This is a genomic window from Haloarcula sp. H-GB4, assembly GCF_030848575.1.
Taxonomy (GTDB): Archaea; Halobacteriota; Halobacteria; order Halobacteriales; family Haloarculaceae; genus Haloarcula.
The window spans coordinates 694864-714895 of the sequence record NZ_JAVDDX010000001.1; the positions used below are offsets into that span (position 1 = coordinate 694864).

At 61.6% G+C, this 20032-nt stretch carries 19 protein-coding genes; 10 read left to right on the plus strand and 9 right to left on the minus strand.

Features of this window, described 5'->3' with window-relative positions; all coding sequences use genetic code 11:
- Positions 1-18 precede the first annotated feature (18 nt).
- On the minus strand, positions 19-1479 hold the full coding sequence (locus tag RBH20_RS03690; RefSeq protein WP_306705621.1) for a trehalose-6-phosphate synthase: 1461 nt from the start codon (positions 1477-1479) through the stop codon (positions 19-21).
- Between the two features lie 329 nt (positions 1480-1808).
- Between RBH20_RS03690 and RBH20_RS03695 the strand changes: the two genes are divergently transcribed.
- A complete protein-coding gene (locus RBH20_RS03695; protein WP_306707464.1) occupies positions 1809-2501 on the plus strand; it encodes a 6-hydroxymethylpterin diphosphokinase MptE-like protein in 693 nt (230 codons plus the stop codon).
- 15 nt (positions 2502-2516) lie between these two features.
- Here RBH20_RS03695 and RBH20_RS03700 read toward each other — a convergent pair whose 3' ends face one another.
- Positions 2517-3515 carry a TIGR04024 family LLM class F420-dependent oxidoreductase gene (locus RBH20_RS03700; protein WP_306705623.1) on the minus strand — a complete coding sequence of 333 codons (999 nt, stop codon included), beginning with the start codon at positions 3513-3515 and terminating at the stop codon, positions 2517-2519.
- Between the two features lie 247 nt (positions 3516-3762).
- Between RBH20_RS03700 and RBH20_RS03705 the strand changes: the two genes are divergently transcribed.
- Together RBH20_RS03705 and RBH20_RS03710 are read left to right on the plus strand one after the other, a co-directional pair.
- A complete protein-coding gene (locus RBH20_RS03705) occupies positions 3763-4095 on the plus strand; it encodes a multidrug efflux SMR transporter (protein ID WP_373567948.1) in 333 nt (110 codons plus the stop codon).
- A 107-nt stretch (positions 4096-4202) separates the two neighbouring features.
- Positions 4203-4883, plus strand: a complete 681-nt coding sequence (locus RBH20_RS03710) for a haloacid dehalogenase type II (protein ID WP_306705627.1) — start codon at positions 4203-4205, stop codon at positions 4881-4883.
- 246 nt (positions 4884-5129) lie between these two features.
- On the opposite strand, the gene RBH20_RS03715 is transcribed toward RBH20_RS03710, so the two are convergent.
- Positions 5130-5783 carry a TrkA family potassium uptake protein gene (locus tag RBH20_RS03715; protein ID WP_306705629.1) on the minus strand — a complete coding sequence of 218 codons (654 nt, stop codon included), beginning with the start codon at positions 5781-5783 and terminating at the stop codon, positions 5130-5132.
- A 212-nt stretch (positions 5784-5995) separates the two neighbouring features.
- Between RBH20_RS03715 and RBH20_RS03720 the strand changes: the two genes are divergently transcribed.
- Positions 5996-7450, plus strand: a complete 1455-nt coding sequence (locus tag RBH20_RS03720; protein ID WP_306705631.1) for an APC family permease — start codon at positions 5996-5998, stop codon at positions 7448-7450.
- Positions 7451-7453: 3 nt separating this feature from the next.
- A complete protein-coding gene (locus tag RBH20_RS03725) occupies positions 7454-8107 on the plus strand; it encodes a TrkA family potassium uptake protein (RefSeq protein ID WP_005535322.1) in 654 nt (217 codons plus the stop codon).
- 134 nt (positions 8108-8241) lie between these two features.
- Here the strand turns inward: RBH20_RS03725 and RBH20_RS03730 are convergent, their stop codons facing one another.
- Positions 8242-9399, minus strand: a complete 1158-nt coding sequence (locus tag RBH20_RS03730) for a dihydropteroate synthase (RefSeq protein WP_306705636.1) — start codon at positions 9397-9399, stop codon at positions 8242-8244.
- A gap of 123 nt (positions 9400-9522) precedes the next feature.
- On the opposite strand from RBH20_RS03730, the gene RBH20_RS03735 reads away from it, so the two are divergent.
- Positions 9523-10710, plus strand: a complete 1188-nt coding sequence (locus tag RBH20_RS03735; protein ID WP_306705638.1) for a HAMP domain-containing sensor histidine kinase — start codon at positions 9523-9525, stop codon at positions 10708-10710.
- 96 nt (positions 10711-10806) lie between these two features.
- On the plus strand, positions 10807-11823 hold the full coding sequence (locus tag RBH20_RS03740; protein WP_306705639.1) for a phosphotransferase family protein: 1017 nt from the start codon (positions 10807-10809) through the stop codon (positions 11821-11823).
- Here the strand turns inward: RBH20_RS03740 and RBH20_RS03745 are convergent.
- Positions 11820-12698, minus strand: a complete 879-nt coding sequence (locus RBH20_RS03745) for a carbohydrate kinase family protein (protein WP_306705641.1) — start codon at positions 12696-12698, stop codon at positions 11820-11822. The two genes, RBH20_RS03740 and RBH20_RS03745, sit on opposite strands and share 4 nt — an antisense overlap.
- Before the next feature lie 166 nt (positions 12699-12864).
- On the opposite strand from RBH20_RS03745, the gene RBH20_RS03750 reads away from it, so the two are divergent.
- Genes RBH20_RS03750 through RBH20_RS03760 form a run of 3 tightly spaced genes read left to right on the plus strand, consistent with a single transcriptional unit; the run spans position 12865 to position 16161 of the window.
- The gene (locus tag RBH20_RS03750; RefSeq protein ID WP_306705643.1) at positions 12865-14358 is read left to right on the plus strand and encodes a hypothetical protein; all 1494 of its coding nucleotides are present in this window, start codon (positions 12865-12867) and stop codon (positions 14356-14358) included.
- On the plus strand, positions 14355-15038 hold the full coding sequence (locus tag RBH20_RS03755) for an ABC transporter ATP-binding protein (protein ID WP_306705646.1): 684 nt from the start codon (positions 14355-14357) through the stop codon (positions 15036-15038). Before RBH20_RS03750 ends, RBH20_RS03755 begins: the two co-directional genes overlap by 4 nt.
- On the plus strand, positions 15028-16161 hold the full coding sequence (locus RBH20_RS03760) for an ABC transporter permease (protein ID WP_306705648.1): 1134 nt from the start codon (positions 15028-15030) through the stop codon (positions 16159-16161). The genes RBH20_RS03755 and RBH20_RS03760 overlap by 11 nt, the downstream gene beginning before the upstream one ends.
- Here RBH20_RS03760 and RBH20_RS03765 read toward each other — a convergent pair.
- The 4 genes from RBH20_RS03765 to RBH20_RS03780 form a co-directional block, all read right to left on the minus strand.
- The gene (locus RBH20_RS03765) at positions 16158-16670 is read right to left on the minus strand and encodes an HTH domain-containing protein (protein ID WP_306705650.1); all 513 of its coding nucleotides are present in this window, start codon (positions 16668-16670) and stop codon (positions 16158-16160) included. The genes RBH20_RS03760 and RBH20_RS03765 overlap by 4 nt on opposite strands.
- A gap of 631 nt (positions 16671-17301) precedes the next feature.
- Positions 17302-18375, minus strand: coding sequence for a methionine synthase (locus tag RBH20_RS03770; RefSeq protein WP_306705652.1), 1074 nt, complete (start codon positions 18373-18375; stop codon positions 17302-17304).
- A 4-nt stretch (positions 18376-18379) separates the two neighbouring features.
- Positions 18380-19378, minus strand: a complete 999-nt coding sequence (locus RBH20_RS03775; RefSeq protein ID WP_306705654.1) for a 5-methyltetrahydropteroyltriglutamate--homocysteine methyltransferase — start codon at positions 19376-19378, stop codon at positions 18380-18382.
- Positions 19379-19440: 62 nt separating this feature from the next.
- Positions 19441-20031, minus strand: a complete 591-nt coding sequence (locus RBH20_RS03780; RefSeq protein ID WP_306705656.1) for a HemK2/MTQ2 family protein methyltransferase — start codon at positions 20029-20031, stop codon at positions 19441-19443.
- Position 20032: the final 1 nt, after the last annotated feature.

A 20032-nucleotide genomic window follows, 5' to 3' on the forward strand; every position in this document is an offset into this window, starting at 1 on the left:
GACAACCGACGGCAAAGATTACAGCGACTGTCCGGCGCTGAACTGTCTGGCGACCCACTCTGAACTGTCGAGCGTCTCGACGCTGTGCTGCAGGCGCGCCAGCCGGTCACCTCTGTCCGCTTCGTACAGTTCCAGCGCCCGCTCGATGGCGTCCGCAATCGCCTCGATGTCATGTGGATTGACTGTCAATGCTCCGTCGAGATGGGTCGCCGCGCCGGCCAGTTCACTCAGCACGAGTGCGCCGTCGCCGTCGGTGCAGGCGACCGGGTACTCGTGGGCGACGAGGTTCATCCCGTCGCGGTGTGGCGTCACTACCGCGACATCAGCAGCTCGGTAGAGTCCAGCGAGCGTCTCGCTGTCGAGGTTGGCCTCGGTGTAGACGATGGGCTGCCAGTCATCGGTCCCGAAGCGGTCGTTGACGCGTTCGACGGCATCGACGACGTCCGCTCGATACCGACGGTAGGCGGCGATGCCCTCTCGCGTTCGACTCGCCTTCTGCACGTACGTGAATTCGCCTCGCAGGTCCGGCCGCCGGTCCCAGAGGTGTGCCAGCGCCTCGATCCGCTCGGGGATGCCCTTCGAGTAGTCGAGCCGCTCGACGCCGAGCACCAGGCGGATGGACGCGTCCGAGCGACTGCCGCCCAGCACGGTATCCCGGATACTGGCCACGTCAGCGGCCCGCGCTCGGCTCCGAACCGCTTCGACATCGATACCCAGCGGGTTCGCGACGACTCGTGTCGTCTCTTCGCTCCGGGTAACCGTCCCGCTGTCCGTGTCGACGGTCGCTGCGGGGAACGCGCTGTCCACGCAGTGCAGGAACTGCTCGGCGTATCCTGCCGTGTGAAAGCCGATGACATCGCAGGCCAGCAGTCCGTCAAGGAGCGCGTCGCTGTGGGGGCAGTGTCGGAACACCGACGGTGCGGGCCAGGGGATATGCCAGAACTGTAACAGCGTCGCGTCCGGCCGTCGCTCTCGGACCAGTCTGGGCGCGAGCGCTAAGTGGTAGTCCTGGAACCAGACCGGTTGGCCCGTATCGGCGACCGTATCGACGGCCGCTGCGAACTGCTCGTTGACGCCTCGGTACTGTTCCCAGTAAGCTGGCTCTGCCCACATCCGGCCCGTGTCCTCGTGACAGAGCGGCCAGAGCACTTGGTTGGCGTAACCATAGTAATAGCCCTGCACCGCTGCGTCGGAGAGTGGGACGCGTTTCAGGTCGTACGCCGGGTCCGACGGCGGCACTTCGACGATGCCCTCGTCGGCGACGGCCATATCGGCGTCGCCGCTACCCCAGGCGACCCAGGTACCGCCCCGTGACTGCATTACCGGGTCGAGTGCGCTCGTTAGGCCACCTGCTGCGGACTGGACCCGTATCTCGCCGTCGTCGTCCCGCTCGTGGCTATACGGTTCACGATTCGAAACGATCACGAGCGAGTCCGGAACTACATCGTCCCGCAAATCAATCGACACTCCCGGGCCCATTTGCCGCTGGTAAGGACTGCCCCGTCTTGAGGCTGTCGTGGAGCGCTGGTGTAGCTATACAGCGTAACAAGTCATCGCTGCCTGTGAAGCCCGCCATCTGTGTCTGACGGTAAGAGAAAACTTATACCGGAGGCCTCGAAAGAAAGGGGTGAAAGCCGAAAGGGCACCCGGGTAGGGGTACACGGACGTGCCATTTCGGCTCAACTCGGTTTATCTGGACACGAATCCGGTAGCGACAGCCACGCTGTGGAGAATTTTGCTGTGGGTGCAGTGTGACTGGTTAGGTGAATAAGACAGAAACACGCCCACCGCGTAGTGCCTGGCAAGAGATGGAATTTCGCACCTGGGAACCAGTATATGAGGCTATCCTCGACGACTTCGGCTACCCCCGTGACGGCGACGAGCGCGCCTGTGGCCGCCTCGTCGAACTGCTCGGTGATGATAAGACGTACGACCCGACAACCATCGGACTCGACGGTGCAACGGTCGCTATCGCCGGGGCCGGCCCGTCGCTGGAAGCCGAGGCAGACCGGGCAGCTGACGCCGACGTAGTCCTCGCGGCGTCTACGGCCGCCGACCGCCTCCGGGCGGCAGGTGTCGCCGTTGACTGCATGGTCACGGATCTGGACAAAAATGCCGACACTGGGCGGGAACTGACCGCTGACGGGACACCAGTCGTCGCCCACGCCCACGGTGACAACATCCCCGCACTGGAAACCCACATTCCGGCCTACGACAGCAAGTTCGTCGTGCCGACGACACAGGCAAGCCCCGCCCTACCGGTCCGCAACTACGGCGGTTTCACCGATGGCGACCGCGCCGCGTTCCTTGCGGACCACTTCGGCGCTGGGTCGCTGGTGTTCCCCGGCTGGGACTTCGACGACCCGTCTGTGAATGCCGAAAAGCGACACAAACTCCACTGGGCCGAACGCCTGCTGCGCTGGCTGGAACAGCGCCGCGGCGAGCGCTTCGATGTGCTCGACGGCCGACGCGACGACATCGAGCCAGCAGTGACCGACTGAAAACGAATCCTTCGCTCAGGGCGCTAATACGTCGATGGTCGTGTCTATCGTGTCCGGTTCGGCAGCGCGGGGGAACGAGATGTTGATCGCGTCCACACCATCGATGTCCTCGAACTTTGCGATGCGGTCGCGACATTCCTCTGGTGTGCCGGCAACGGCAATGCTGTCCAGCAGTTCGTCGCCGATCGCCTCGACGGCTGCCGCTTTGTCACCTGACCCCCACTGTTCGGCAATCTCGTAGGCCGTGTCTTCGTACCCCTGCCGGGCCAGCGCGTCGCGGTAGAACGTCCCCATTCCGCCGATGTAGAAGGCCACGTGCTGACGGGCCAGTTCCCGGGCCTGCTCCCTGTCGTCCATCGCACAGCACGTCAGTGACAGCGTCACTCGCTGGTCGGCGCGGTCGCGGTCGCCGAGGTCCGCGCCGTGCTCGAAGTCTTCCAGCCGGTCCCGCAAGCCGTCGGCGGTCAGCATGAGCGCGTGCCAGCCGTCGGCGAAGCGACCGGCAAGTTCGACTGATTTCGGCCCGAGGCCGCCGGCGTCCACGGGCGGCGCGGGTTCGGGTGGTTCACAGCGCAGTCGGAAGCCAGACAGCGAAAAGATGTCCCCATCGTAGTCGACGGTCTCCCCGGAGAGCACCAGTTTCATGATGTCGACGGTCTCCCGTGTGTATTTGAGCGGATTCTCGAACTCACGGCCGTGCCAGCCCTCGATGACGATAGGCCCGGACGGCCCGACGCCGGCGCGGAAACGGCCGTCCGAGACCTCCTGCAGTGTCGCTGCGGTTTGGCCGAGCAGCGCCGGCGACCGCGAGTACACGTTCAGAATCGAGGACCCGAGACCGACCGTCGACGTGTGTTCGGCGATGCTGGTCAGCGTCGTCACCGCGTCTCGCCCCCACGTCTCCGGGAGCCAGACCCGGTCATAGCCACTATCCTCGGCCTGCTGGGTCATCTCAACCAGCGTGTCGACCGACGGCTGTGCCGCGACCGGGAGATACACGTCTCGCGCTGTCATCTGTCACCCTCCACGCGTCGAGCAACGACCGGCCCTGTTCCTGTCGACTGGAATGTATGTGCCTGAGACATGGCTCGCAGTGCGGCCGCACGGGAGATAAAGCCACATGAGAGGGGGAGTGTCTCCCGTTGTCCGCGGTTTATTCACAAGATGGTACCGGCCCGGTACTGTCTCAGAAGAAGAGACTGGCGATCCGACGACAGCCGAAATGTATATTATCTGTCCACAATTCTCGGCGAATGAACCCGTGAATCCCTATGCCCTCCTTGGAGCCGCGATTGTGTCCGAACTGCTCGGGACAACGTCACTGAAGCTCTCGGAAGGATTCTCACGCCCTGTCCCCAGCCTCGGCGTCGTCGTCGGCTACGGCCTGGCGTTCTATCTGGTGTCGCTGACGCTCGAAGACCTCCCCATCGGCGTTGTCTACGGGACTTGGGCCGCGCTGGGAATCGTCGGTGTCGCCGCAATCGGGACTGTCGTGTTCGACGAGCCGATCGATCTCCCCGGTGCCGTCGGCATCCTGCTCATCATCATTGGCGTATATTGTGTCAACGTCCTCTCGGAGATGTCTGCGCACTGAATGGGACCCGGTTACGGCACGCCCAGCGTCGCGAGTGTCCCGTGCCAGACGGCTGTGTGCCCGACTCGGCGACCGGCTATATGAGGCACCCGGTTCTACGGGTGCCTATGTCGTTCGACCCGGACCACGTGACGACGATTACATTTGACTCGTACAGTACCATCGTCGACGTTGAGGCGGCCCAGAAAGCCCTCGCCGATCGGGTAGACGACCCCCAGCCGGTATCCCGACTCTGGCGCTCCCGCTCGCTGGCGTACACGTTCCTCGCGAACCAGATTGATGCTTACAAGCCGTTTTACGAGATGAACCGCGATGCACTCCAGTACGCATTAGATGCTCACGGCATTGATATCTCGACGGAAGAGCGCGACGAGATTCTTGCAGTCTACCACGAACTAGACGTGTTTGACGACGTTCGTGACGGCATGAACAAACTCTACGACGCCGGCTACGACCTCTATGTCGTCTCGAACGGCAATCCCGAGATGCTCGACTCCATGGTTGATTTCGCCGGTATCGGCGGCCTGCTCGAAGACACTGTCAGTGCCGACGAGATCCAGACGTTCAAGCCGGCAGCGGAACTGTACCGTCACGCAGCGGAGCGAACGGCGACCAACATCGAGGAAATCGCCCACGTCACCGCGGGCTATTTCGACGTGTACGGGGCGATGCACGCCGGGATGCAGGGTGTCTGGGTCAACCGCGACGACGGCCCGTGGGACGCCTTCGCTGGCGAACCGGACCTCACTATCGGGTCGTTCCACGACCTTCACGACGAACTGCTGTGAGGAGGGAAAAAGGCATCTCGTGGTTCTGGCTCGGTGGTTACGTCAGGAGAGCCAGGAGATGGCGTAGCAAGCGTCTCAGGGAAGACGTGCCAGCTACTCAGAACAGGCGCTCAAGCAGGCCACGATCGCGGTGTTTCTCCACCAGCAGGACCGAACACTCCACGTCGTCGATAATGTAAACACGGGAGATTTGGAGACGAGCCGACGAAGCAGGCGCTCGTCCAATCAGCCTGACAATTCGGCTTGCTACCCGCGCATGAGATTCAACACTTCATCAACGACATCGGTTTCGACGGCGAGAATATACTGCTCGTCAGGCTCCAGCACCGTATCAGCTCCTGCGAGCTCCGTTCGGTCCGCCGTCGAGATCAGCAGACTGCCGGACGGAAGCGCAATTTCATCGAGACGACGCCCCGCCACGGGAGCGGACGGGGCGACGGTCACCTTGATGATATCGAGGTCTGCGGTCGGATAGACGAGCGTCCGGATATCTTCGCCAGTGAGTATATCGGCTGCGTGGTCCCCACCGAGATACTCGGGTAGCAGCGTCGCGTCGACGACTTCGTCGTACTCGTGATCCGCCTCTGTCTCCGCTCTTGCAATGGTCCGAATCGAGGGCGCGTACTGTTGGGCCTCCATGCAGATGGCGAGGTTCGTGCCCGGCTCGTCAGTGAGTGCGGCGATAGCGTCGGCCTCGGCCAGATCGGCCTGTTGCAGAATCGACGGTCGCGTGGCGTCACCGTGGATGACCGGCCCAATATACGCATCTGACAGCGCCTCGACGCGCTCCTCGTCGGACTCGATCAGCAGTACGTCGTGACCCTGATCGACGAGGTTCTCGGCGGTCTGTCTCCCGACGCGTCCGCCGCCGGCGATGATGAATCGCTTTGTCCGGGCCATTAGCGTACTGTTGAGAACGTGCCATCTTCAATGCCCCGACAGTTCCAGCCGACTGAGAACATGGGCGACCATACTGTGCGGTCGGTCGGCAGAAGCTTTTATCAAATCCCCTCACAGTTCTTACAATAGAAGAATTTACCCTGGTACTCAAATGGACCGAACGGAGTACATACAGCGTACGATGGACGGCGTGCCAATCACAAACAGGATGCATGAGTAAGAGCCAGACGCGGTCGCCAGAGGCTGAACTCGGGCTACTTGACGCGACGATGATCGGGATGGGTGCGATGATTGGGGCCGGTATTTTCGTCTTAACGGGGCTGGCCGCCGAAATCGCCGGGCCAGCTGCGATTCTCGTCTTCGCACTGAACGGCGTCGTGACGGCGTTCACGGGACTCTCCTACGCGGAGCTTGCCGCCTCGATTCCGAAAAGCGGCGGTGGCTACGCGTTTGTGCGGGAGATATTCGACGACTTCGCCTCGTTCATCATGGGCTGGATGCTCTGGTTCGCCTACATGATCGCGGGAGCACTGTATGCGCTGGGCTTTGCGCCGAACTTTCTCGAACTGTTGCACGTCTACGGCGTGGTCCCGTCACCGGACCAGGTCGGTGCTGTTGCAGTTCCGGTCATTGATGTAGCGCTCCCACCCGCCTTTTTGCTTGCGTTTATCGCGGTTCTTGGCCTTGTAGCGCTCAACGCCGTCTCGACGGCCGCCAGCGGCAGTGTCGAGACGATTTTCACCATCATCAAAGTCTCCATTCTGGTCGTGTTCGTCGCATTCGGGCTCGCGTCACCGATGTTTTCCGGGGCCGAATTCCAGCCGTTGTTTCCGGAGGGTGGTGGAGCGGCCGCCGTCTTGCCAGCGATGGGGCTCACCTTCATCGCCTTCGAGGGGTATGACCTCATCACCACTGTCACAGAAGAAGTACAGAACCCGCGGGAAAACATCCCGAAAGCGATTTTCATCAGCCTCGCTGTGACTGTCGTCGTCTATCTGGCAGTTGTGACGGTCGCTATCGGGACGCTCGGGGCCGAGGGGCTTGCCGACGCTGGTGAAGCTGGCATCGCCACGGCAGCAACGTCGTTCATGCCGACCGGGTTACCGATTATCCAGAACGGTGGAGCACTCATCGTCTTTGGCGCCGTGTTCTCGACGCTCACTGCGCTTAACGCCGTCGTCATCGCGTCGTCACGCGTCGCGTTCTCGATGGGGCGTGAAGGGCAGTTACTTCCCTCGATTGGCCAGATCCACCACCGCTACGGGACGCCGTTCGTTGCCATCCTCACCAGCGCCGTCGTGATGCTTGGCTCAGTCGCACTGCCGACACAGAGCGCCGGCAATATGTCGAGCCTGTTCTTCCTGCTCTCGTTCATTATCGTCAACGTCGCGGTCATCAGACTCCGCAGGGAACGGCCGAACATGCATCGGCCATACGAGATGCCGTTCTACCCGGCACCGCCGATAATCGGTATCACACTTAATCTGATCCTGACGGGGGTGCTGATAGAGTTCCTGCTCCGGACGGATCCACTGGCACTGGCACTCAGCGGCACATGGATCTTGCTCGGCGCAGTCGTGTATTTCGCCCTCAAACGGATAAAACAGCAATCGGACCGCGAGCAGGCGACTGCCGCCAGCGAAATAACACCCGAGGCTGAAGACTAACTCATGACCAGAACACTCGACATTATCATCGCAGGCGGTGGCCGCGTCGGTTTCCAGACAGCCGAGATACTCGCCGACCGCGGTCATGATGTAACGATTATCGAACGCGACGAGCGGATGGTTTCAGATATCGCCGATCAGTGGGTAGCGACGGTTATCCAGGGTGACGCGACGGACCCGGACATCATCGAACAGGCAGGCATCGAGCGAGCGGACGCAATTGCCGCGCTTACGGGTGAAGCCGGACTGAACCTTGCGGTCTGTTTAGCTGCTGCGGAGCTAACGCCCGAGATCCGAACGGTCGCGCGTATCGACCGCACAGCCGGTGAAACGTACACCCGGTTTGTCGACGCGGTGGTCTTTCCCGAACGGGCCGGTGCGAGGGTGGCAGCAAACGAAATCCTGGGAAGCGATGTCCAGACGCTTGCCGACGTGACGGGTACCCTCGACATCATGCTCGTCCGCGTCGCTGAGGGTGCCCCGGCTGCCGGAAAAGCACTCACAGACGTCCGCTTTCCCGAGGGAACCCTCGTTGTGTCCGACGATAACGGTGAGCAGATCGCCCGTGCAGACACAACCCTGACACCAGGGAGACGCTACGTTATCGCCGTTGAACCTGATGTCGTCGACGAAGTACTGAATCTGCTTCGCGGCTAGTGGCTTGTGGTCAGCCTACCCCCTCGTAGCGCTCTCCGCGAGATTCGCTTGGTCCTACGAATAGCCATCGGCGGTCGGGACGCGACACAGGGAGGCGTGAAAATCCGTCGCTGTAGTACGACCAGCCGCGGCACCTACACGCGCCGGGACAGCGACGCTCGGAGCTCGCCGGCAAGTTCTCGGTGCCCGTCCTCGGCGAGGCTGTCGGTGACGACCTTCAGCGCAGCCCCGGAGCCGCCGACGTAGAGACTGCCACCGTCTTTCTCGACCATCACTACGTCAGTCACCTCGGCGACAGCCCGGAGGCTTGCCCGAGCGTCGTCGGTCACGCCGCCGAGCAGGAACGTGAGCGTCGCGCCGTCGTCGGTCCCGCCGGCGACCGTCTCGCCGAGGGCCTGATGGCGAGCCACTTCCCGTAACGTTACGTCAGTCAGTTCCGCCACGGTAGGGCCGGAGTCGGTCTCCGGTCGTGTCGTCCGCTCATCGCCGAGCGCGTCGGCTACTTTGACTACATCGTGGGTTTCACGAGTATCGTGTGTTCGGATAATGTGTGCGCCGCGTTCGACTTCCATCGTCGCCGCGGCCAGTGACACGGCGAGCTGGTTCTCCGTCTCGGGCTGATCGGCCAGATCACCGAGGAAGTCCTCGCGGTTGGTCGCGGTGAGCATCGGCCGATCGAAGGCGCGGAACTCTCGGAGGCGGCGGAACATCTCCCAGTTGTCCTCGAACTCCTTGCCGTCGTACCAGCCGCCGAAGGCCGGGTCGATGATGGTCCTGTCTGTGAACCCGTCCCGCTGGAGCGCCTCGAAGATGTCGTCGATAGTTTTCAGTGCACCAGGGCTGGCCAGGTCCGGCGGACTGGCCATCTTGACGACCGGCATGTCGTGGTCCTCGACGACTCCTTTCATCTCCGGGTCGGCGAAGCCACACACGTCGTTGATGAGGTCGAAACCGTGGCCGATGGCCTCCTCAGCAACCTCGGCATAGCGCGTTTCGAGTGACAGTGGCACGTCGGCGTCAAGTTCGTCGACGAGCGGCGCGACCTCTTCGAGCCGGTCTTTCTCCATCTCGACCGGCTTGGACTCGTATTTGGGGTTGGCTGATTGGAGGCCGACATCGATGATGTCCGCGCCGGCGGGGACGAGGTTCTCCTCGATAGCGTCGGCGGCTTCCGCGGGGTCCAGATACACGCTCGGCTTGTACCCGGAGTTCGAACTCATGTTCAGCACGCTCATGACGCGCGTCGGGTGACCATCGCCCACCGGAAGGCCGTCGATTTCGACCGTTCGCATACCGCTCTCTGAGGACTGTGGATACAAAGGTCCCGCGACATCGGCGGGTCGGTGACGCCATGCAACGTATCACTGACACAGAAACACCGAGTTTTATATACAGCGTTGCATGATTTGTACGGGATGGGTGGGGAGTTAACGGTCTCATTCGATCTCGATTCGTTCGAGACTGTCACACAGCAGTTGATGGCTGCGGAGTCCGAACGTGAGATATGCGAGATCGCAATGTCGGGGATTTCGTCCGTGTTCGACGTGCCACTCGGAGCGCTGTGGCTGTATGACAGCGACGCTTCGGAACTGCAGTTGGCGGCGTCGACGGAGCGGGCGGACGAGGTATTCGACTGGCCGGTTACCTACAGACCCGGCAACAGCCTCTCGTGGGAGGCCTTCAAGCAGGACGACGTTCGGACGTACTCCGAACTCGACGACGAGCAAAGCCAGTACAATGAAAACTCCCCCGTCAGTAGCGAGATCATCCTGCCACTTGCCGAGTACGGCGTTATCAACATTGGGTCGCTTACTCCAGTTACGTTCGACAATGAAATGGTCCGACTCGCGCGGATGTACGCGACGCACGTTCAGGCGGCACTGCAGAAAGCCGAGCGCGAACACGACCTCCGCGTCCAGCGCGACCGGATGGAACAGCTCATCGGCGTCGTCTCACACGATCTTCGGAACCCGCTTCACGTTGTCGAGGGACGGCTCGAACTCGTTCGAGAAACCGGCGACCTGTCCCATCTCGACGACGCAGCGGAAGGCGTGGCTCGAATGGAATCGCTCATCGATGACCTGCTGACCCTCGCAAAGAAGGGGTATGCAGTCGAAGATCGCACCACCATTTCGCTTGACAACATTGTCGAACGGACGTGGGAGATGGCCAGAACAGCCGACGCAACGCTGAAAATCGAAGGGTCTGCCCCAGTGTTCGGTGACCAGAACCGCCTCAAACAAGTGTTCGAGAACCTCTTTCGGAACGCGGCGGACCACGCGGGCGACGACGTGACCGTCTGGGTCGGTCCACTTGTCGATGACGAGGCAGCCGAGACAGACAGGGCAGACGAGCGAGGGGAGGGCCGAGTGACAGGCTTCTACGTCGCCGACGACGGACCGGGTATCCCATCCGACAAACTGAACGACGTTCTCTTGGTCGACGGCCTTTCAGGCAGTGACAACGGCCTCGGCCTGTCTATCGTTGCACAGATCACCGACGCCCACGGCTGGGACATCTCGGTGACCGAAAGCAGGGCCGGCGGCGCACGATTCGAAGTGACTGACGGGACAAAACCGGTCTCACCCTTCCACTCCTGGTAGTGCGGATACGGCGACCGACAGCACCCGAACTGGGAGCCAGTGCTGTCCGCGACGGGATTGACAGATTTATTTGCTCGCCCACTGTATGGTACGTCAGTGCAGACCCCGGAACAGGACATCGAGGCCGTGCTGAAGGAGTCAGGCCCGGATTACGAGGGGTTCCAGTTCGAGACCCCGGGAGGGGGCCACCAGAGCGATGTCTACATGGTGACACTGCGCCACAACGGCGAGGCGTACGAGGTGGTCGTGAAGTTCAAGCCACAGGGCGATGTCCCGTTCGCCGTCGAACCCTGTCTCCACGACTTTGTCGCCGACCGGACCGATATCCCTGTTCCACACATCCTTGTCTACGAAGACAATCCCGACGTTGATGTCCCGCCGTATTTCGTCACCGAGCGTATCCACGGCGAGAACTTGGCCGAGAAGTTCGCCGGGCTTTCGACCGAGGACCGCCAGCGGGTGCTAGCCCAGTCCGGCCGGATACTCGGCGACATGCACTCCGAGATCGGGTTCGAGGCGTTCGGTCGACTCACGCTTCACGACGACCGGATCATCGTGAGTGACTGGATGGGCAACTGGCGAGAGTACTTCGAGAGTCTCACCAGATCCCACCTCTCGCACCTCGATGGGACACCCTTCGAGGACATGACAGACCGGGCGTGGGACTGTATCGAACCGGCCTTAGAGATGGTACCCGAGGACGGCGTTCCGCGGCTGGTACACGACGATTTCAGGCCGGCGAATCTAATGTTCGATCAGACGGCGGACGCGCCGATTACGGCTGTCCTCGACTGGCAGGACGTGCTCGCGGCGCTGCCGGAGTACAACCTCGCACAGACCGAGTTCCTCTTCATCGACTCGTCGTTTCAGGACCCGGAACTGCGCGAATCGCTCCGAACGGTGTTCCACGAGGGTTACCAGGAGATGCGCCCGATGGATTTTGACGAGGGGTACGAGCAGCGACGGCCCCTCTATCAGCTCTCGACGCTCCTGTGGCGGATGGCCGGCTTCGAGGCCGTCTTCGCCGACGAGTCCGGCCTTGCCGCCGCTCGGGCCGAAGCCCAGTATCGCCAGCAGTTCGAGCGGCTTGTTGAAGAGATACAGGCGAATTAGGCCGTTTCGGGCGGCCGGCCGCTGTCGACAAGCTCCCGCACCGACTCCCAGTCGAGTGTCGTCTGTGCGCCGGGTGACTGCGCCGCGAGTGCGCCACAGGCGTTGGCGACCGCGAGCGTGCGCTCCGGGTCGGTCTCCTGTGTGCTGGCGAGCAGATACCCGGCCGCGAATGCGTCGCCCGCGCCTGCAGTGTCCACAGATTCTATTGGATACCCGGCGTTCGTGACTGTCTGGTCGCCGATATGGGCCGACGCGCCGCGGTCCCCGTGTTTGACCACAACTGTCGGCACTGTCTCGAAGAGCCCGCTGTCTCTGGCATGGTTGGCCTCCCGGTCGTTGCAAAACAGGATATCCGCATGTGAGAGCACCGACGAGTAATCGCGGTACGGGAGCCGCCGGCCGGGGTCGAAGCTCACCGGAACATCCGCGGCCGCGGCGTCGCGTGCGAGCGCTGCAGCCGTCGTCGGATTCTGACCGGTCAGGTGGAGGTGGTCTGCCTCGGCCAGGGTCTCTGCTGGGAGGTCTGCCGCACTGAACGCCTCGTTGGCCCCATCGTTTCCAAGCACAGCGACGTCGCCGTTCTCGTCTACGATGAGGTATTTCACCGCCGTCGGTTCGTCCGACTCGACCAGTAGCGTCTCGACGCCGGTGGCTGCCAGTTCGCGCCGGGCCTTGGTGCCGTGGTCGTCCCGGCCGACGCTACCGAGGACTAGCGGGTCCGCATCAAGTCCAGCCAGTGCGACGGCCGCGTTCGATGCGCTCCCCCCGCTAGACTGTGACCGGTCGGTGATGCGCCCCTCGCCGTCGGGCTCCGGAAGGTGGTCGACGTGGAGCGTCACGTCCCAGTTGACGTGGCCGGCACAGATGACGCGCATATCCACCGCTGGAGGGGCGCTGTGATAGCCGTTTCCACTGGGATATATGCAGCATGTTTAACATTGACCGGAACGGACCGGCGCACATGGTAACGGTCCCCGATAGCGTCCTCCCGATGAGTTGTCGGACCGGCATACGATTACTGCAGCCAGAGGTGACTTCGTGATGCGCCACGGTGTGGCTGTCCTCGCCTGCTTAGTCGTCGTCGGTTCGCTTCCGCTGTCAGTCGCCGGCGCGAGCGTCAACGCGTCAATCTCGAACGTCGATGTGTCGCCGTCATCGCCAGCACCGGGCGAAACCATCACGTTCGACACGACTGTGCGGAACCTCGAGAGCAGCGATGCCCCGCTCGAAATTAACGACATTGCAATCCGGAAATCAGGCGGGAAAGGAATCACAGAGTACGAACGCGTCTCGGATCTGGGTTCGATTTCGCCGGGTAGCACTCTGGAAGTCCCGCTGACTGCCTCGTTTGATTCGGCCGGAAGCAAGGACCTCCGCGTCATTGTGTACGGTCGTGACCGCAAGACCGGCGACAACATTGAACTCAAATATCCGGTCCAGTTGAATGTTCAGGAGCGTCACCCGCAGGTGGATATCACGGCCAATGACTCCGTCGCCGGCGTTGAGTCGACTGGCGATGTCACCGTCGCAAACGGACTCGACACGCAGATAACGAACGTCGAGGTGGTCGTCGAGGGCGAGGGCGTCGAAATGACAAAGAGCCGGACAGTCAGATCAAGTGTCGCAGAGAACGGCTCGATTACAGCCCCGTTCCGGTTCCGACCCGAATCCGCCGGCGAACACTCGCTGACCGCAACAATCAGCTACACGGTTGACGGAGACACTACCCGTAGTACGACGCGGACGACAGTCATCGATTCGGACTCGCTCCGGAACAGCGTAGAACTCGATACGACTGCGGTCGGCAGCGGTACTGACCGCGCGTTACGAGTCGCGGTCTCGAACGGGGCCAACGCTCCGCTTTCGGATGTCATGGTCAGTGCAACGTCGGAGAACGCGTCGTTCCAGCGTGTCCTGCTCGAAAACGTCTCAGCCAGTACGACCCGGCAGGTACGCCTGAACGCCACGATGGACGAACCTCGCGCGGACGTCACTGTCACGGCCAACTACGAACTCGGGACCGAAACGGAACAGACAAGCACCGAAACGACACTCCGGTCTGTCCCGGGAACGATCGACCTCACCGGTCTAGACGTGATCCGACAGGGGGGACGCCTCCAGATTTCCGGGAGTGCAAGCAACGTCGGGTCGACGGATGCGGACAGCGTCCTCGTCAGCGTTGTCAATACCGAGACCGTCACTCCAGCGACCCCAAACCGTGACTACTTCGTCGGCACGGTCCCGGCCAGTGACTTCGTCTCCTTCGACGTGTACGCTCGGACGACAGGGAACGTCACGTCGGTGCCACTGGAGGTGACGTACCTCGTCGACGACACGCGGAAGCGACAGACCTTCGACGTCGATATCGATCGGATGGGTGGTTCGGCACAGCAGGCGGACCAAGACGACGACAGCGAGGGCGGTGACCAGAACAGTATGTTGCCGGTGTTCATCGCTGGCGGGCTGGCGCTACTGGTCGTCGTCGGTGTCCTCGTGCGCCGCTACCGCCGCGGTGACGACGATATCGAGGTATGACGGTTATTGACGCACAGGGACTGGTCAAGCGCTACCGTACCGGCGGCCAGACCCTCTACGCACTAGCGGGTATCGACTTCGCGCTCGAAGCTGGCGAGTTCGTCTCGATTATGGGGCCCAGCGGTAGTGGCAAGACAACCCTGCTGAACATCCTCGGACTGCTGGATACGCCGACGGAGGGGACCGTCCTGCTTGAGGGGCAGGACGTGACTGGACTCGGCGACAGCAAGCGGACCGCGCTCCGCAAGCAAACGATCGGGTTCGTGTTCCAGCACTTCTATCTCCTGCCGACGTTGACTGCCGTCGAGAACGTCGAAGTACCACTGCTACTGGACAGTGACCCGAAAGTCAAACAACGGGCTAGAACCCTCCTAGAGCGGCTTGGGCTCGGTGACCGACTGGGCCACAAACCCGACGAACTCTCCGGCGGCCAGAAGCAACGCGTCGCCATCGCGCGTTCGCTGATCAACAGTCCGAAGGTGGTCCTCGCCGACGAGCCGACAGGGAACCTCGACAGCGAAACCGGTCGACAGATACTTGACGAGTTCCGCCGCATCGCCGACGAAGACGACGTGGCAATCGTCGCAGTCACCCACGACGATTTGGTCAATGAATACGTTGACCGCACCGTGCATTTAGTCGACGGAACTATTGGGAGGGAACGGAAGAATGGCGGGTAGGTTCTTCCCGGCCGCGCTGATGGCGCGGCGAAACCTCACGCGAACGAAGATGCGGTCGCTGCTGGCGTCGCTGGGTATCGTCATCGGCGTCGTTGCCATTGCTTCGCTGGGGATGTTCGGCGTCGCGCTCCAATACTCGTTTACCCAGAACCTCGGTAACGTCGGAAACCAGCTTACGGTCTACCCGAACTCCGGTGAAAACATCACTGAACTCACCGAACGCGATATCCGTACGATCCGCAGAGAGGCGAGCCCGACAGCGACTGTCTCGCCAGTAAAGACACGCTTTGAGCCAGTAGCGTACAACCGCGAGGACGCCGTCAGGGAGACAATATACGGCGTTGAGAATCCGGCGGAGTTATACGAGGCCAAGGAGGGACGGGTATCGCCGTTCCGGTCCGGTGCGCTTGTCGGTTCGAACGTCGCGGAGGAGCACGACCTGCATCCCGGGAGCCAGATCACCGTCAACGGGACCAGTGTCCGTATTCGGGCTGTACTCGAAGAAGGCGACCCGTTCTCTTCGACGAACCCCGATAACCGAATCATCATGCCAGCGACGTCGTTCAGCCAGCGTGGCTACTCGGAAGTGTACGTTATCGAGTCCACAGGGACGCAGGCCAATGAAACGGCGATGGGGATCCGCGACGCGCTCAACGACCGTGAGGAGCGGGTCTTCGTGCAGGAACTTGGCTCGCTCGTCGATACCATCGAAGAGCAGTTCCAGATCATCAACACTGTCCTCGCTGGCATCGCATCTATTTCGCTGCTCGTGGCCGGCATCTCGATTCTCAACGTCATGTTGATGTCCACTGTTGAACGCCGGGAGGAAATCGGCGTCCTCAGAGCTGTCGGCTACCAGAAGCGGGATGTCCTCAAAGTGATGTTGATGGAAGCGACGCTGCTCGGGTTCCTTGGTGGCGTCGCTGGTGTCATTCTGAGCCTCGGTGCCGGGCTGGCGATAAACCACTACGCCGTCGGCGATGCGATGGCCGTTTTCAGGCTACCGAACGCCTGGTACGTCGGTGCGGCGTTCGCCTTTGGGGTGCTGACGAGTATCGTCAGCGGGCTGTATCCGGCCTGGAAGGCGGCGAGCGAAGAACCGGTCGACGCGCTACGCGGTTAAATCGTCGCGTCGACGCCCGGCTCGAGCAGCGGGTCAGTCCGGTCGACCGACAGGGAGTCAAACTGTGCGAGCCAATCCTCATCGCCACGCTCGAAGGCTTCTAGCGCGTCACCGACAGTGTATGTCCGTTTCTCGTCCGAGCACGGGAACACGCCTTCTAGGTCGTCGCTGTCGTAGATCGCCAGCGAAACGACCGGGAAGACGACAACGTCGTCGACCCGGTCCATCCCGACGTAGCTTCGGTTCCGCCGTTCGAACGCCGGTTCGAGCGAGTGGTCGTTCTGGCCTGCCCAGTCTCTGAACTCTTCGTAGGTCCGGATGGCTTCCGACCGCTTGTCCTCTGCCATCGTTCTGATCCGCTGCCACTCGCCGGCCAACATCGACTCGCTGAACACGCCGTTGGCCTCCAGTCGCTTCACCCGATTGAGCACCTGTTGTTGTGCGTCGAACGTGCCGTACGTATCTCCACGAAGATACAGTTCTGCCCGAAGATGTGTGTCCCCTGTCATAGCTTTCTCATCGCTAGCTTCTCCAGAGACCCTCAAAACTCTTTCCCAGACTTGCATGCTAACACACTGCACGAAATTAAAACCTGGAATCTGCGGCATGAGGTTCTCTATATCCATAATATAGAGTATTTACCTGAATACAGAAGCCCCTTATATTATTAGTACGGCGACAGTTATTTTCCCCCTAGGTCGATGTTAGTTTCGATGCTTGTCGAACAAACTATTGGTGAACATCTTCTAGTTTAGGCTCCGGATTCGCAGATTTATAAGAATCTAAATAGTTGTTCGTCGGGAGCTTTTGTGCTCAGGCAGCCTCGTGACGACCTGTTCGGGATCTTGCTAGCCAGAGATTCCACGGGTCTCGCTTGATCCCGCACCCTGTATGTTCGCTGTCCCTGTCTGCGACATTTGCCGGATCCGGGAACGGCGCGCCCGAGTATATTCGATAGCTGCCGAAATCGTAGCCAACCTTCGTCGAAAATACGGTCAGTCATGCTCACCGTGAGCAAACTGCTGTCGGTCACTCACATCACGCTGCTCGCGGGGCGCTCCGTGCACGGCTTCGTTCAGGTGCTCGCTACTCGTCCGCTACAAAAACGGCTGATAGTTCGCAGCCGAGACCCTCACCAGTTTAATCGTCTGCGTGCGCTTCCGCACCACTCGCAACAACATCAATCTCGCCAGCGTCCAGTTCCTCCTCGACTTCGCGAGCTGCCTGCACCATGTTCTCCATCTTGCCGCGGGCGACCTCACGAGGCAGGAGCTTGACGCCACAGTCCGGCGAAACGGTGAGTCGTTCCGGCGGCACGACTTCCAGTCCCTTTTTAATGTTCTTCTTGATTTCCGCAACGGACTCGACCTCCGCGGTGTGGGCGTCCAGCACGCCCATCGCGAAGTCCTTCGTGAATTCGTGCTCTTTGAACACGTCGAGCTGGTCGTAGTCGCCGTTTGCGAGCTCCAGATCGTACTCGTGAACCGGGTAGTCCAGAATCTCGGGGTAGATACGCGAGTAGTCGCCGTAACAGACGTGCAGGCCCAGACGCACATCGTCGGGGATTTCGTCGACGATGCGTTCCAGACACTCTCCAACGATGGCGTGGTCGTCCGGCGTCGTGGCCAGGGCCGGCTCGTCGATCTGGATGTATCGAGCGCCAGCCTCAACCAGCGCCTCGATTTCCTCGTTGACGAGGTCCGCCAGTTCGTAGGCCAACTGCTCCTCGTTGTCGTACACTTCGTTGAACGACCAGTTGGCGAGCGTGTACGGCCCCGTAATCGGAACCTTGACCGGTCGCTCGGCCACCTCGTCGGTGAATTCGAACTCCTCGACGAGCCACTGCTCGCCGTACTCGACCTCGTCGGCGACGCTCGGCTTGTCGAAGTAGTTGTGGCCCCACACCTTCACGCGGCCGTTGAACTCATAGCCGTCGATGCGGTGGGCGAAGTACTCTACCATCTCGTTGCGGCGCATCTCGCCGTCACAGATGACATCGAGGCCTGCGCGTTCGTGCTCGTGAGTGATGAGCCGCGAGGCGTCGTCTTTCGATTCTTCCCACTCGTCCTCGCCGAAGTCGGCGTCCTCGTCCTCGAACAGCTCACGGGCACGGTCGTGCCACTTGGGCTTGGGGTAGGAGCCGACGACGGTCGTCAGCAGGAAATGGTCGTTCGGGTGGTCCGCCGGTTTGAACTGGTCTCGTGGTCCTGTCATCGTTTTATGCCTCCGCCGCCTCCAGATCCGCGGCGTTTGCGAGCGCTTTGAGCTTGTCTTCGAACTTGTTCACCGGGAGGTAGAACGTTTCCGTGTTGGCTGTCGCGTAGACGGTGTCGTACGCGGTGTTCGTCTGCTGTTCGAACCAGTCGATGCGGTCCCGAATTGTTTCAGGTGACTCGACGAGCGTGTTCTGGCCGTCGACAACGCCCAGCGCCACGTCTTCCTTGGTGCCGTACTCCTGCACGTTGTAGACGGTCTGGTCGTGGTTCGCCACGAGGTCGAAGCCGATGGCGTCCACGTCAGCGTCCATCAGGTGTGCGTAGGCCTTCTCCTCGATTGCGCCCCAGTAGGTGTGGGCGACAACGTCGGCGTCGGCGGCCGAGGCGATGGCGTCGATTGCCTCGGCGGCGCGCTCGTCCTCCCCATCAGCAGGCGTGTTCTCGACCAGCGACGGTTCAAGCAGGAACAGCGTCTCGACATCCGGGAACGCGTTCACTTCCTCGACAAGGAACTCGGCGATGGCGTCAAGGAACTCAGCGTCATCACCGTAGTGCTCGTCCGTCGCGAGGTCCGCAAGCGAGTACGGCCCGGGGAGTACAGCCTGGAGTCCCGAATCGACGTGCTCGGCCGCTGTACTGAGGTCCGCGGCAACGTCGCCACCGTCAGCACTCAGGTCGCCCTGCACGACCGGCTCTCGGTAGAAATTGTTGTTGTCATAGTAGCGGACGATGCCTTTCGTCTCCACGCTGTCGTGGACTGCAAGCGGGTGTGCGAGCATGTCGTCCCAGCGGAGCTGGCCCTCGACAACGCGGTCAAGTCCGGCGTCCTGCTGGATGGCGATGACTTCCTCGCGGGCTTTATCGTAGGCTGCAGCAATCTCGCCGGATTCGTCGCCCGAGATGAGATCGGTCTTCTGGTGGCCCTTCAGATCTGCCAGTTCGTCCTTGGCCCAGTCCGGGAGCGGAAAGAGCCCAGGGGTCGTGGCGATTACCTGTGTCATTGCCAAGGAGTAGTCAATGACGGGCTTTAATATTTCCTATTCACTAAAATGCCTAACAGTAATCAAACTCGATAGAACCGCAGGACGACGAGGGCCTCGTATGGGTGTTTTTCACTGGCAAGCTGCTCGCTCGCCAGCCCGTGTTCGCTCGCGTACGCTCGCACTGCATCCGGGTCCGTGAGACTGCTGACAAGCATGAGCGCTTCGCCGCCCGGGGCTAACACACGCTCGACGGCTTCGAGAAACGGGTCGACGAGCCGCCGTCCGTCGTCGCCACCCGACAGCGCGTGTTCCATCCAGTCGTCCCACTCTTGCTCGGGCGGGGTCGGCAAATAGGGCGGATTGAACGCCACGAGGTCGAAAGCCGCTGTCTGGAACGGCTCGACGAGGTCCCCGCGAACGACTGGGACGCCGTTCTCGGCCGCCTCTCGACAGGCCAGCGGGCTCACGTCGACGCCGACCGCCCGTGCCCCAGCGTCGGCGAGCGTCGCGGCGACGTACCCGGAGCCCGTCCCCACATCAAGGACAGTATCGCCCGCCTCGACTCGTTCCTGAGCCGTTCGGGCCAGCAGGTCCGAGTCCTCCGCCGGCTGGTACACCGACTCTACGCCCCGCTGGTCGGCCAGCGAGGGGCGGTCTTCACCGTCACCCATC

Bases quoted from the DNA above. Each gene is read 5' to 3' on its own strand.
- RBH20_RS03730 (WP_306705636.1), bottom strand. From the start codon at position 9,399: ATGCGAACGGTCGAAATCGACGGCCTTCCGGTGGGCGATGGTCACCCG.
- RBH20_RS03780 (WP_306705656.1), bottom strand. From the start codon at position 20,031: ATGGGTGACGGTGAAGACCGCCCCTCGCTGGCCGACCAGCGGGGCGTA.
- RBH20_RS03720 (WP_306705631.1), top strand. From the start codon at position 5,996: ATGAGTAAGAGCCAGACGCGGTCGCCAGAGGCTGAACTCGGGCTACTT.
- RBH20_RS03695 (WP_306707464.1), top strand. From the start codon at position 1,809: ATGGAATTTCGCACCTGGGAACCAGTATATGAGGCTATCCTCGACGAC.
- RBH20_RS03700 (WP_306705623.1), bottom strand. From the start codon at position 3,515: ATGACAGCGCGAGACGTGTATCTCCCGGTCGCGGCACAGCCGTCGGTC.
- RBH20_RS03690 (WP_306705621.1), bottom strand. From the start codon at position 1,479: ATGGGCCCGGGAGTGTCGATTGATTTGCGGGACGATGTAGTTCCGGAC.
- RBH20_RS03745 (WP_306705641.1), bottom strand. From the start codon at position 12,698: ATGCGCGTCATCTGTGCCGGCCACGTCAACTGGGACGTGACGCTCCAC.
- RBH20_RS03725 (WP_005535322.1), top strand. From the start codon at position 7,454: ATGACCAGAACACTCGACATTATCATCGCAGGCGGTGGCCGCGTCGGT.
- RBH20_RS03735 (WP_306705638.1), top strand. From the start codon at position 9,523: ATGGGTGGGGAGTTAACGGTCTCATTCGATCTCGATTCGTTCGAGACT.
- RBH20_RS03760 (WP_306705648.1), top strand. From the start codon at position 15,028: ATGGCGGGTAGGTTCTTCCCGGCCGCGCTGATGGCGCGGCGAAACCTC.
- RBH20_RS03755 (WP_306705646.1), top strand. From the start codon at position 14,355: ATGACGGTTATTGACGCACAGGGACTGGTCAAGCGCTACCGTACCGGC.
- RBH20_RS03770 (WP_306705652.1), bottom strand. From the start codon at position 18,375: ATGACAGGACCACGAGACCAGTTCAAACCGGCGGACCACCCGAACGAC.
- RBH20_RS03775 (WP_306705654.1), bottom strand. From the start codon at position 19,378: ATGACACAGGTAATCGCCACGACCCCTGGGCTCTTTCCGCTCCCGGAC.
- RBH20_RS03765 (WP_306705650.1), bottom strand. From the start codon at position 16,670: ATGACAGGGGACACACATCTTCGGGCAGAACTGTATCTTCGTGGAGAT.
- RBH20_RS03750 (WP_306705643.1), top strand. From the start codon at position 12,865: ATGCGCCACGGTGTGGCTGTCCTCGCCTGCTTAGTCGTCGTCGGTTCG.
- RBH20_RS03710 (WP_306705627.1), top strand. From the start codon at position 4,203: ATGTCGTTCGACCCGGACCACGTGACGACGATTACATTTGACTCGTAC.
- RBH20_RS03715 (WP_306705629.1), bottom strand. From the start codon at position 5,783: ATGGCCCGGACAAAGCGATTCATCATCGCCGGCGGCGGACGCGTCGGG.